General features: G+C 43.7%; 14 protein-coding genes. 5 read left to right on the top strand and 9 right to left on the bottom strand.

Features of this window, described 5'->3' with window-relative positions; translation table 11 throughout:
• Positions 1–18 precede the first annotated feature (18 nt).
• The 3 genes from HWQ38_RS39065 to HWQ38_RS39055 all read right to left on the bottom strand — a co-directional run bounded on the left by HWQ38_RS39065 (position 19) and on the right by HWQ38_RS39055 (position 1112).
• On the bottom strand, positions 19–162 hold the full coding sequence (locus HWQ38_RS39065; protein ID WP_292805564.1) for a hypothetical protein: 144 nt from the start codon (positions 160–162) through the stop codon (positions 19–21).
• 37 nt (positions 163–199) lie between these two features.
• Positions 200–721 (bottom strand): DUF1036 domain-containing protein, encoded by a 522-nt coding sequence (locus HWQ38_RS39060; protein ID WP_292805561.1) that lies wholly within the window; start codon positions 719–721, stop codon positions 200–202.
• Positions 722–980: 259 nt separating this feature from the next.
• Entirely contained in the window at positions 981–1112 is a 132-nt protein-coding gene (locus HWQ38_RS39055; RefSeq protein ID WP_292805558.1) for a hypothetical protein, read from the bottom strand.
• Between the two features lie 294 nt (positions 1113–1406).
• On the opposite strand from HWQ38_RS39055, the gene HWQ38_RS39050 reads away from it, so the two are divergent.
• Positions 1407–1886, top strand: a complete 480-nt coding sequence (locus HWQ38_RS39050) for a hypothetical protein (protein WP_292805555.1) — start codon at positions 1407–1409, stop codon at positions 1884–1886.
• 569 nt (positions 1887–2455) lie between these two features.
• A complete protein-coding gene (locus HWQ38_RS39045; RefSeq protein WP_292805552.1) occupies positions 2456–2821 on the top strand; it encodes a hypothetical protein in 366 nt (121 codons plus the stop codon).
• Positions 2822–3147: 326 nt separating this feature from the next.
• Here the strand turns inward: HWQ38_RS39045 and HWQ38_RS39040 are convergent, their stop codons facing one another.
• Entirely contained in the window at positions 3148–4089 is a 942-nt protein-coding gene (locus HWQ38_RS39040; RefSeq protein ID WP_292805549.1) for a peptidoglycan-binding protein, read from the bottom strand.
• Between the two features lie 313 nt (positions 4090–4402).
• On the bottom strand, positions 4403–4783 hold the full coding sequence (locus tag HWQ38_RS39035) for a DUF4174 domain-containing protein (protein WP_292805546.1): 381 nt from the start codon (positions 4781–4783) through the stop codon (positions 4403–4405).
• A gap of 4 nt (positions 4784–4787) precedes the next feature.
• Here HWQ38_RS39035 and HWQ38_RS39030 point away from each other — a divergent pair, with 4 nt between their 5' ends.
• A complete protein-coding gene (locus HWQ38_RS39030) occupies positions 4788–4967 on the top strand; it encodes a hypothetical protein (RefSeq protein ID WP_292805543.1) in 180 nt (59 codons plus the stop codon).
• A gap of 287 nt (positions 4968–5254) precedes the next feature.
• Here the strand turns inward: HWQ38_RS39030 and HWQ38_RS39025 are convergent, their stop codons facing one another.
• The 4 genes from HWQ38_RS39025 to HWQ38_RS39010 all read right to left on the bottom strand — a co-directional run bounded on the left by HWQ38_RS39025 (position 5255) and on the right by HWQ38_RS39010 (position 11768).
• Entirely contained in the window at positions 5255–7291 is a 2037-nt protein-coding gene (locus HWQ38_RS39025) for a serine/threonine-protein kinase (RefSeq protein ID WP_292805540.1), read from the bottom strand.
• A 437-nt stretch (positions 7292–7728) separates the two neighbouring features.
• On the bottom strand, positions 7729–8802 hold the full coding sequence (locus HWQ38_RS39020) for a serine/threonine-protein kinase (protein WP_292805537.1): 1074 nt from the start codon (positions 8800–8802) through the stop codon (positions 7729–7731).
• A 422-nt stretch (positions 8803–9224) separates the two neighbouring features.
• On the bottom strand, positions 9225–11459 hold the full coding sequence (locus HWQ38_RS39015; protein WP_292805534.1) for a glycoside hydrolase: 2235 nt from the start codon (positions 11457–11459) through the stop codon (positions 9225–9227).
• Positions 11460–11537: 78 nt separating this feature from the next.
• Positions 11538–11768 carry a NifU family protein gene (locus HWQ38_RS39010; protein ID WP_012408256.1) on the bottom strand — a complete coding sequence of 77 codons (231 nt, stop codon included), beginning with the start codon at positions 11766–11768 and terminating at the stop codon, positions 11538–11540.
• A 401-nt stretch (positions 11769–12169) separates the two neighbouring features.
• On the opposite strand from HWQ38_RS39010, the gene HWQ38_RS39005 reads away from it, so the two are divergent.
• Both HWQ38_RS39005 and HWQ38_RS39000 read left to right on the top strand, forming a co-directional pair.
• On the top strand, positions 12170–12310 hold the full coding sequence (locus HWQ38_RS39005) for a hypothetical protein (protein ID WP_292805531.1): 141 nt from the start codon (positions 12170–12172) through the stop codon (positions 12308–12310).
• A gap of 34 nt (positions 12311–12344) precedes the next feature.
• On the top strand, positions 12345–12753 hold a 409-nt coding region (locus HWQ38_RS39000; protein ID WP_292805528.1), incomplete at its 3' end, for an Rpn family recombination-promoting nuclease/putative transposase.

Genomic DNA, 12753 nt, shown 5'->3' with positions numbered 1-12753 from the left:
CGTCCTCCCCTTTCGGGTTTAGGCTGAACGAATCGCACTCACTCCCCATCCTTTACCTCTAATTGATAAATCCGCATCGATGGGTGTTCCTGCATTAGTAGCCGGGCGGTGGCTGCATACCACCACAGCGATATAATCCTGCCTTCTGAACAGGGTTCCCATTTGATCAGGCTACTCATACCCCAAGCCCCGTGCTACGCTATCGTTCCGCACGCGGAGAGTTCCAGTTGTTGGAATAATTATTAGGTGCAAACGTGTAACCGTAGAATGTGGGAGTAATTCCTGTTACTGGGTTGGGAACCCAAATTGAGAAAAAGTTTTTTACAAAACTACCGCAATATTGGGTTTCGTCAGCGTAGGGGATTGTAAAGTTTGGGGTGCTTCCAATACAAAAAGGATGGTTTCCTTGCCACTGATTACCTGAATCACTAGTGGCATAAAGGTAGTAGCGAGTGTTATTGAGTGAGTTATTATAAACTTGTATGCACGAGCCAGGTGTTTGAGATAACTGGTATCGACCTTGGGTAGTCCAAATGTAACCGTTGTAGTAGGCGACTGTGACATTAAGATTTTCACCCGATTCGTTGCAGACATACAAACCTAATGGTGATGTTTGGGCAGAAGCTTTTTGATTTGGTAGAGGTGCAAATGTCATACCAACAAATAAAGCTGTAATAGTTGCAGTTTTTGTCCAGTAATTTAAAATGGATCTAAATAGCATTTTGAATTCACCCAAGTTAGTTAATAAATTGGTACAGTGTGCTTACGTAACATCTTCAGGGTCAATGCCAGCAATGCCACCAATGCCAGCAATCAGCCAATAAGTCTTGCGTGAAATGGTCAATTTCACGTTGTTTTCGGAAAACCAGTTATACCCCGATCCGTAATTAGGATAATGTGGCAATATCCAACTTTAGGGTTTTACCAACCCACATTGCTTATTACGATGCATTTGCTGATTTATGCAGATGAACAAAAAATTAAATAGATGATGTAGAGTGATCGCGCTTAGGTGGGGAGTGCTTCACCGCAGCTATCCCAATGTCACCAGGGACATCGCACATAAAATAGTATCCATCTCGCCGTGCATCTGGCACACCCGTAAGCCGCATTTATTAACCAAGGCGGTCGCAGGGTTAGCGCTATTTCTTGATATACCGAGGTGAAAAACCCGTTGAAATCATGTACGTTCTAGCAGCAAACATGGACGCGCGGGAACTCGCCGGAGAATAAATACACTATTTCGCCGTGGTATTCCTAAGACTTTAGGCTAGAATCTCCCTAGCCTAAAGGCAGAAGTGTTGACAGGGGATTTATGATTTTTGGCTCATGTCACCGCAAGGATTCAGGTTTTATAATTAAAGTTAAAGGGCTTAGAGCATTAAGTATAAATGAGGTTAAAGGCTGTGAAGAAAATAGTTGTTGCTGCAATATTCAGCTTAATCGCTGGCTCAACATCTTTACTTTTTCCCCAAGCCGCTAAAGCTGATAGGGTTGTTTACTGTCATCCTGTTACTGAGAATAGGGTGATCAAAGAATCGGCGGCGGATCATCCCCATGCTTATGCAGATGGTTATCGAGAAGGAGAACAAACCGCTCGGAATCGAGTTGCTTATAAACCTCGGACTGCGGGAGGTGAATTCGCCCGTGGTTTTGAGGATGGGTACTTTAATCTACCTTATGCTGGGCAATCGGATGTTGTACCGAAAACAATTGTGCAACAGACTACTCAGGTTTGTAATGAAGATGGTTATTACACCGTAGCGCCTCCTCCTGCTTACATCTACAACCCTTATGCCATCTATGGGTCGCCCTATCCTACTTTTGGCATCAACTTCGGATTTGGAGGAGGGTTCCACAGATGGGGTCACTATGGAAGATGGTAGGGGTGGGAAATTTTGTCGGAGAAATGACAAATCTGTATGATGAGGCCAAAAGTATTCAACAGGAATTGAACTTTTCAACTGCCAAAAATTAATTGTCAAATTGAGCTATGAACACAGGGAGAACCGCACAGACGATGTGGGGGTTATGTGAGTAAAGGAGACAGCGAGCTGTGACGCTCGTTCGCCCTTGGTATCTCCCCTTGGGAGAAGACTCGCTAACGCAACGCTTAGGGTGACGCAGTTGGGAATTTTTATAAAATCAGCTTAACAAGAGCGCAGGCGATCGCTCCAGATGAAACTTGTTAACAACTTTAAGGATTGGGGAAACACGGACATAATCCCAGTTAACTGACGCCGACCTGCTTAAGTGTATGAATTGCACAAGCTTTACTGCTAATGATTGAACCTTTATCTAATCAAACCAAGTCTAAATAATAGTTAGCGAAGAGGACAAGGGGTTTTTTCTTTTTTCCCCTTGTCCTGTTTAGTCAACCAATTCGGGGAGCCTAGTCATTATTTTTTGAGCTAAGGTTTGATTGCAGATATTAAATGAGTGGAGAATCATAGCCATGCTGAAACAAATCATCACTGTATCTTATGTTGTCTTCTTCGCCTTAACTATAAACTCGCTACCTATCCACGCCCAGCCCCTTCGTGGTAGAACACCTCTCATTAATCTCGGTCGCGCCGAGAATTTAGCACGCCAAGCTGCTGAGGAGGCCAATGGCGGTTTACAACATTATCGAGCTGAGAACTCGATGTATGGCCCTGCCGAACGCTCTCCCCATACCTACGATGGGCATGGCAGCTGGACTTTCACCTTTAAGGGACATAGCCCTGATTCTGCCACTCCTACAGTCAAAAGCGTAGTGACTGTTTCAAGAACCAGCATCGTTCATATTGACTATAACGGACTCATTCGCTCAACTCCTTGAGCGGTTTAATCCCTAGCTGTAGCTGTCTAATTGCTATACAAAGCAGGTAAGCTCTTAAAGAAGTCGGAAGTCGGAAGTCGGAAGTACAGTTTTGTAACGGGGATTTAGACCCCGCCACAAAAATTTCTGCCTGTAGAGGCAGGGGAATTAAACTGAACATACTTTGTTAAAAGCGTCTAGCAGCCCCTAAGAATTAGTTTAAGGATTGGGAAACACCGACATCATCGTGTAATATTATCAGTTACGTTATCTGTGCTACGGCTTTATGTTCACATTTAAGAGCCATGCGAAGTTCATACGCCGGACTCACATAGCTATGTGTTGATTTACCCAGGAAAAATATCTAGAAATTCATTGCCATTAATCACTGTTGTCCAGTGCTGATATTTTCCTGGCGCATTCTTTTCTCGCGGATCTGCTTGTACCAGAGACATAAACTCATGGTAATGTTCATTAGAACTGGCACCTACCATGCATCCAGCAGACCAGCCTTTGACTGGTTCCCCAAACCCATCACCATCTGGATTGTTAGTAGTGTGTTGGTCTACGCTAAAGTTATTACCCTCATCCGGCAAGCGATCAGAGCCACGCAACACTGTAATATCTCCAGTTTGGACTAGAGCCAATTGATCTCCGGTGCTACCGTGGTGATGACCAACGCTCCAAGCTTGGTATTGCCATGCCTTGATATCTGCACACCCTTCCTGGTTCATGGGATTGTCCCAGTAATATTCTCCGGGGTCACAAGTTGCTAACCAATTGCCTGCAAAAATTGGTGCTTTATCTTTGATTACTAATACACAACGTCGGTCATTCCAGATAAATGGTGCATTGCCATTCCATTCTCCCTTGCGGTCTAATCCACGAAAATAAACGATATTGATTTCTCCCTTGTTGCCGTTAGTACTAATTTGTTGATTATGTAAGTTTATCCACATTACGGTTCGACTCGGCCAGTCGCCGTTGAGTTGAAATCCTGGTATTAAGTCAGTCGGCTTGGTATTGAGCAGGCTAGCAGCAATATGGGGATTTATCCCTGGTTCACTGAGATTTTGAAAATGTTTATAAGCATTTAGCGCCCTAGCGGATTTTGCCCCCCAAAGTCCATCAGGTGAATTCAAAAGCCAAAAATCTTCAAGTCTAGACTGTAATTGTAGTGCCAAAGTCTTGTTTGCAGCGATCGCTTCATCATGTTCGAGTGCTTTGACTGACCCATTGGCTAAACCATAGAGCAAGGAATGAGGATTATCAGTAGATGTAACTGGCATAGAATTGCTGCTTTATTTTCTGATTAGAGTAATACTAATTCTAGCTGCGAGGGCGGTGATGAAATTTACAAAATTGGGAGGTGCAATGGCGTACCCGCCCGCCTTCTCTATGAGACGCTCCGCGAATGGCATCGCTCTGGTTTTCCTCGAAAAGTATTTTTAAGTGGCGCTGCTCATCAAAACCACAAGATGCGCGTAGGCGAAGCCCGCCGCAGGTGTTACCCTGAGCCCTTCGACAAGCTCAGGGTAACACCTGCGCCGTTCGCGCAGCGTCTCCTAGAGAAGGGCATCGCTTGTGTAAGTTCTCTTACCTTCATAGCGATCGCTCCTGCATTTCTTGCTGGCGCATGGGCATAGCGTCAATTTGCTCAAAAATTGTTGTCGCCCTTACTGGTGTAGTGTCACTGCGCTTAACACCACCATCTTTACCAACCAAGATGACGCGAAAATTTTCTTTATCAACTCTGAAGCGATCGCGCAACTTGGCAGCAGAAGACTCATCTATTAAGTGTCCATTCGCATAGCTTTTATCTGTTGCCAAAACCTGAACGAGAACTAAATCCCGGTCTGCAAAACCGCTTTTTTGCTGCAATAGCTGCATCTGTTGCTGATAGCTATGGTTATCAACAGATGGTGCAAAAACTAGTAGCACGCGATTTTTCCATTTTTGGGAACTGAGATTAAATGAAGACATTTTGATGGTATGGGTTGAACCTTGGACAGTACCAGCAATGCTGACTGGCGATATGACTATAGACGCGGTGAGGGTCAAGGCGATTAATACTGAGTTATTCACTTCGGGGATTGAGATGAACTTTCCATCATCTCAAGCTATCATTAATTTTCCTTCTGTGACTCTATCCGGTGATGGTAATTGAATAAGTGTGATGCTTACCAGGAAGAGGTAGGCATCGCTGCTTTGATGTTTATCCTCTAAGAATTTCAGGAGAGGGACTTTGAAATTCGGCGTTGCATATTTGCGGGATGATTTTGCTAGTTTTGTGGGATGGGCATCTTGCCCGTCCCTTGTATTTTGAGGCGGGCAAGATGCCCACCCCACAAGAATCATCCCTTGATTCAGCAACGCCTGAAATTCTAGCTCCCCGAATCCCAAATTTGGGATTCGGGGTTGGGGGATGAGGGCAAATCCTTATAACCACCGATTTCACTGAGACAACCGCCAAATCTTAATAGTATTATCTTCACTACCACTGACAAGGGTTTTGCCATCAGGACTGAAGGTGACGGATGTCACGGTGTTGGTGTGCCCCGTTAATGTGAGAATTTCCTCTCCTGTGGCTGGATTCCAGAGTTTGATGGTGCGATCGCGGCTACCACTAGCAATAATTTTACCATCGGCACTGAAGGCTACAGTTGTGACAGTGTTGGCATGTCCTGCTAATGTGCGAATTTCTTTACCAGTAACTAGATTCCAAAGTTTGATGGTGCGATCGCGGCTAGCACTAGCTAAAGTTTTACCATCTGGGCTAATAGCCACGGCTGTTACTGTTTGAAAATTCCCCTCCAGTGTACGGATTGAGTACCCCTTTGTGAGATTCCAGATTTTGATCATCTTGTCAAAACTGCCACTGGCCAGAATCAGTCCATCGGGGCTGATGGCTACCGATCGCACCCAAAATGTATGCCCTACTAGTGTCCGAATTTGCTCTCCTGTTGCTAAATCCCAGATTTTGATCGTGTTGTCATCACTGCCACTAACCAGAGTCTCGCTATCAGCACTGATGGCTAGGGCATGAACTGAGTCAGAATGCCCATCTAAAGTGCGAATTAGCTTTCGCGTTGCCAGATTCCAAATTTTGATGGTGTTGTCATTACTACCACTAACCAGAGTTTTCCCATCTGGGCTAATCACTACAACATTCACCTGCTGAGAATACCCCTTGAGTGAAGAGATTTGTTTTCCGGTTGCGAGATTCCAAAGTTTGATTGTGCTATCGTCGCCACTGCTGGCAATGGTTTTACCATCAGGGCTGATGGCGACAGATAAAACTGAGTTTTCGTGTCCTTGGAGGGTATTAGCTAAGGAAACCTTACCCAAAGTAATTTTTGGCGGTTGATCTAAAAACGCATCATCTTTGCCAGAACTATTGTGCTGACTCAACTTAGAGAACAAATTAATCTGAATCTGGCGAAAATCTTTATACCAAGATTCTCTAAACCCGAACAACAGAATCAAAGCACTTATTAAAATTAAAATTCTCAGTAAGGGAGAACTTTTTGGTAAATATGGTGCTCTAGTTGGTGGTATTTTCCCAGATGATTTACCGACTGGTGGTAGTGCGAGGAGTTGTTTGGGAATCAAGTCTTTGAGGACTTCATCGGCTGACTGGTAACGTTCTTGGATGTCTTTTTTCAAAAGCTTGTCGATCACAAAATCCAACTCAGGAGTTAATGGACTCCGCAAATATTCTCGCCAATTATTTACCCAAGAGTACCCAGATTCCATCCACAACTGAAAGGGGGAATTTCCGGTTAGCAGATGAAAGCAAGTAGCCCCCAAACCGAACAAGTCGCTGGCGGGGAAAGCTTTACCATCTCTAATTTGTTCTAGGGGGGAATAACCATGTGAACCAATGGATGTGCCAGATTTCTGCTGAACTTTGGCGGTGAATTGCTTTGAGGAACCAAAATCAATCAGGCTTAATCGCCCATCAGTTTTATCGCGGATAATATTTTCTGGCTTGATATCTCGATGAATGACTTTGCGATCGTGGATGAATTTCAGAATAGGTAGTAAATCTAGCAAAGTAGATTGAATTTCTCTAGAATTATACGGCTTGCGCTGTTCTAACTCCTTTAACAAATTCTCCCCATTGATAAACTGCTGTACTAAATATAAGCAGCCATCTTGCTCAAAATAAGCTATCAAAGTCGGAATTTGGGGATGTTCCCCAAGGTCTTGTAGTCGCTGCGCTTCTTCAGCAAACAACTCCATCGCCTTTTTTTGCGACCAAGTTCCTTGAAATTTTGGAGCTAATTGCTTGATAACACAACGTTCATTGAGTTTATCTACATCTTCTGATAGATAGGTTCTGCCAAACCCCCCCTCATCTGAAAGAACTCGGATGACACGGAAGCGATTTCTTAAGAGTGACACCAATGGGGTGCTACAACTTTGGCAAAACTTCTTTCCATTGGGATTTAGGGGATTTGGGCAATCGGGATTTAAGCAGCAGATCATGATCTGACAGGCGCGACTGCATGATAACTTAGGCTAAGTTTGCCCCGAACTTTCCCTTAAGAAAATTGACTCTCGCTTACTGATGGTAGAAAACCCTGTTTTGGGGATTGGGGAATTACTTAATATAGTTCGCGTTTGTAAATAGTAGTCAGTCTTCCTCGTCTGTGGAAAACTCCGAGAGCCATAAGATTAATTATTATATCGATTATATAATAATCTGAGTAGAAATTTTTTTTGATCTGCCAGCCCTAGTAATTTTGCTTGTATATTCACAATCCACAAGTAACTAAGTATTAAGTGAAACCCTGATTACTTAACCATCACTGATTATCAAATGTAGTCAAAATGCTTACTAAATTTGTTTTTGATATTTAAAATCACCCATGATTAATTGTTAATTTGATACTTTAGTTCCATCAGGCTTCAATTTAACTTGACTACCTCGTTTCTTTTAGCCTTCCTCTCCATTTCCGAATAGCACTAGCAGTTCTGGCGGCAGGTGATATGTATATATCAGGATTTTCGTGAGAATTTTCGTGTTGTGCAATACTTTTATGATCTAATTTGTGTGGAGATTTTTGGGTAGTTAGACAGTTAGCCATAGTAGGCAAATAGCTTTGATTACCTAAAGCTTTGATCACTTCATCGGCAGTTTTAAAGCGATCGCTTAACGAAATTTTCACCATTTTTCCTAAAATGTGGGCGAAACTGTAGCTAATATTTACCTCTTTTTGCCAGCATATCTCACCAGTATTCGCGTCGTAGTCAAATTCTAAAGGACTTTTAGCAGTCAACATATAAATACAAGTTACACCCAGTGCATAAATATCACTGGCATAAACTGGACGTAAAGAAAACTGTTCTGGTGGTGCAAATCCCCTAGTCCCGATAAAGTTGGTGTTTGCAGCTTGATTGATTGAGTTTTCACAAGCATCAACTAATCGCTCTTTCACTGCACCAAAATCAATCAGCACTATCCGCCCGTCATACTCACACCGCAATAAATTCTGGGGCTTAATATCCCGATGAATCACCCGATGTTTATGAAGATACTGTAATACAGGTAATAATTCCTGTAAAAACTGTTTAACAAAGGCTTCACTTTGAGGGCCAGTTTGCCTTACTTCTCGTGCCAAAGTCAAACCCGGCACGTATTCTTGAATTAAAAAAAACTCCCCATTCGCCTGAAAGTAGTCTAATAGCATGGGAATTTGGGAATGACTACCGAGTTGCCCCAAGGTTCTTGCTTCTTTTTCAAAGCGCATACACGCCCTTTGCCAACTTTCAGGATTAGTCACTTTCGGACAAAGCTGTTTAATGACACACAGGGGATTCCCAGGTAATAGGGCATTTTTGGCTAAAAACGTGATCCCAAAACCACCTCGACCCAAAATTTGCAATATTTCATAGCGATCGCGAAATAACTGCTTGGAACCACACATCTGACCAAGTTGAGTTTCCTGTGAAATGCTCTGTTGAGAATTCGTTATTTTATGAAAAAAGCGATTCATAACTATAGAATATTTGCTCGGAAATGTCTTTCATTCTACGACAAATATTCATTTGCAACAGTAATATTACTGAATCTTTGCCAAATCATTAAATTTTCTCAAAAAATAAAAACAGATTTTTGTAGAATTTACGAATTGACAATAAAGATTAAATATGCTTATAAAAATCTTGACAACACATGAATCGGCTGTAGGGGGGTAGAGATGTCATTGGTGTCAATTAAAGGTAAAACCCTTTTCAAACCTCGTTTCCAGCCTCTGGCTGGAAATGCTGCTCATTGCGGTGCCGCTTTTTCTTGAGGCGGCAGCCCCCCACTATGCATTGCCAGTCAGTGACTAGGAACGAGATAATCTGTAAAAGCTGGTTCTAGACTAACTTTCACGTTTGATTTGTCAGTCCCTAATACCAACGGTATTGAGTTCTAAGGCACCTCAATGGGAATCAAAGCATTTTCTGGCAAATAGTTGCAAAAACGCCCTTCATCTGCAAGCACCAAAATCAGACGTAGGGGATAATCTGGCGGAACTTGCAAGTCTGCCCACGGTACTGCCAACTCTAAACAATTATTTAAAGCTACTTGAGCGCGACTGAAACGGGGATGCCATTGATGATTGTCTCCAGCTTCCCGAAACTGAATCGATTGCGTCAGTAAGTTAACTTCTAGAAGATGGTGGAAAAGGTAATTAAGTGGGGCTGCATCTGGTACATCTACCAAGGGAACTGGACTATTGACCATTGTTTTTTCTGGATAGAACCATAGCAAATTCAACTCTGCTGGCAAATCCTGCCCTGGTGCAGCGCCACTTTTAAAGTCCAGCCGCAAATAGAAATTCAGGTGATCCACCCCATACCAAAGTCGCTGAATGACGCTGCTATTGTGCATCGTCCCCCGCGCCCCGCCGATTTCTATGCGTCCAGCTTTGTCCCAGTCTTGTTCATCACCTTTACCATCGATGACGGGATGAATAAACCCTTGTGGGGTGTGGTTTCCCTGTGCTTCGTGGACTTCCACTGGTTGCCTGAGATAGGGCGGTACAGGTTCATTTAATGCTTTATAAATGCCAAACAAGTGTTCTCGAAACAACCCGTCAAAGATGGCATCTTGATTTGAAGAATGTCCTGCGCCAAACCACCAAAACCAGTCGGAACCCTCTGCGGCATCCAATGCTTCCCAGGCTTCGGGGTTATTTTCTTCCGTCGCTTCGGGATGACTTGCGAGCATTTCCCTAGCTGCTGTCAAGTAATCCCAAGCCCGATTTTTGGCGCGATCGCCGATCCAAGTGGTGAAACTGCCATCTACCCAAGAACCACTATGTAGTTGCTCTCCGGGAATGGTGGCTGTTGCGGGAAATTCTTCGAGAAATTCGGAGACGGTGACGAGTTTCAGCTGGGGTTGATCGCTCAAACTTTGATACAAAGCTTCTAAGAAAGGTTTGCCGTCTTGGGGATAAAATTCCCAGCAATTCTCGCCATCCAAGGCGATGGTAACTAGCCAAGGGTGTTCACTTTGACTCTCTCTTTGCATTTTAGCGATCGCTTGCAAATGTCCCACTAAATCTGCTGCTGCCTGTTTTGCTGGCATCGCACTATAAGTAAAGCCAATCAAATCTGATAATCTGTGGTCACGAAACACAATTGACAACTCACCCTCGGCGGTTTGCAGGCGATAGGGTTGGTACAGCAGTTCTGGTTGCTCCACATTCCCCGCCCCATCCCGATGAAAAAAGTGTTTCAGCGTCCACCCTAAGACGGCTTCATCTGAGCATATCCACTTAAATCCTTGGTTAATAATGTCTGGAAGTACCGCCGGACTCACTGACTGTTCCGAAGGCCACAAACCACGAGGTATCTTTCCAAAGCGGTCTTTATAAAAGTTCCAAGCTTTCCGCAAGTGGCGGGGGATATCTTCTGCCCACTGAAAACGCTGCTCAGGTAGTATCATATTTGGCACAGCTACCCGACCGGAGTTAGTATCAGCTAGCAACGGTAAAATCGGGTGAGTGTAAGGCGTGGTAGTAACTTCTAGCTGCCCCGCCTCCTGCATTTTCCGATGTTGGGGGATAATGCGGCTGAGGATTTCTCGCTGTTTAGAATAAATGCGCTGGCGATCGCTTAAAGTAAAATTCCGCCCCTGCTTTAACCAAGCAGCTATTTCCGGGTCATCCCAAAATAGCGGATCGATCCAAGCCAAATTGTGCCAAGCTAGCAAATCGCCATAATCAGGCAATTCCCAATTTGCCAAACACCAAGCTTGCCCTTTTTCCTGCCTTTGCTGGTACAACTGGGCATAGCGGGGATGGGGATCAATCAGGGTGTGGTGATTGGCATCAAAAAAGTGTTGGATAATAAACTCGCGCTGTTGCTGGGTGAGTTGTTCATCTGGTGTCAAGCTGGCTGTGAGGTAAGGGTCAAAAGCAGTGCCAGCAATATAATCTTCGAGTTGCAATATCAGCGATGGTACTAAATTCACCGTTTGGTGTAACTTAGGATACCGCTCTAAGAGCAATACTAGATCCAAATAATCTTTAGTCCCATGCAAACGCACCCAAGGTAGACGGTACTGCTGACTCGGAGATAGTGAATCGCCGCTTCCAGGAGATTTGTACAGAGGCTGATGTTGATGCCAGATAAAAGCAATGTAGAGAGGATGGGACATAGGAATAGTTAGGAGTTAAAAATAAGGAGTTAGGAGTTGATTCAAAACTCATAACTCCTAACTCCTAACTCCTAACTTTTACACCACTTGCTCAATTTCTGCAATTTCGGGAATCATTTCCTTGAGGCGGCGCTCAATACCCATTCTCAGGGTCATTGCAGAACTGGGACAAGAACCGCAAGCACCTTGCAACCGCAGTTTGACAACAGGCCCATCGAGTTCTACGAGTTCCACATTGCCGCCATCAGACATGAGGTAAGGGCGCATTTCATCTAAGACTGTTTCAACGTTGTCAATTGTGAGTTCCATAGTTTTAGACCAGGTAAGTTAATGATGGGCATTGGGAATTGGGAATGGGGCATTGGGCATTGGGCATGGGGCATTGAATAATAATCATCCCTGTGCCTATGCGCCGTTACTCATTAACCATTATCCAAAATTTTATTTTTCAGCTTTCTTAAATCGATCCTAGACGCAATTGCAGCTAGTTTGTCAGTTGTTTAATTGACATTTGCCATTTGTCTTCACACGCGCACCGCTTTTACTACACATACACACTTATCTATAGGACTCGTATTTGATTTCTGAAAAAAATCAGTACACCCCGAAAAGGCTTCTTCCCATTCGGCTACGCTCACGGCAAGCCTACTCCCTAGCTTGATCTTAGAGTAGCTGAACTCAGTAGTACTGCGATTTTCATCGTAATCACTTTGACTTCACTGATATTCAGTTTAGTCCAATTTTCCTCAAGGGCAGACCTCACAGCTTGGCTGGGAACAAGCGATGTTTTGGGTATTACTGGTTTATTTGCGATCGCATTGCAACTTTTAGGGGCGATCACTAGAACGTAAAATAAAATGTATCGCAGATTTAAGAAATAAGTTCATGCGGCGAGACTCAATTTTTTACAAACTTTTCCAACAATCCCCTACTTTGTTATTTGAACTATTGACAGATTCCCCAATAAATGCACAAGCTTATCGATTTGATTCGGTAGCTGTTAAAGAACCGAAATTTGAAATAGATGGAGTATTTCTACCCCCGGAAAACGCAGGTGCTGGAATTGTATATTTCTGTGAGGTACAGTTTCAGAAAGATGAACAGCTTTACGAAAGGGTATTTGCTGAATCTTCTTTATATTTCTATCGTAACCGTGCCAGATTTAGCGATTGGCAAGCGGTTATAATTTATCCGTCGCGCGGTATCGAACAAAAGAATATTTACCCTCATCGAACCCTAGTGACATACTCCCCGCGCCGCCTCTTCGAGGACGGCGGGGGCTTCTCAGTGACTC

The sequence above is a fragment of the Nostoc sp. NMS7 genome, assembly GCF_017115085.1.
GTDB lineage: Bacteria > Cyanobacteriota > Cyanobacteriia > Cyanobacteriales > Nostocaceae > Nostoc.
The sequence above is the reverse complement of the archived record's forward strand: the minus strand, read 5'-3'. Positions and strand labels throughout refer to the sequence as shown.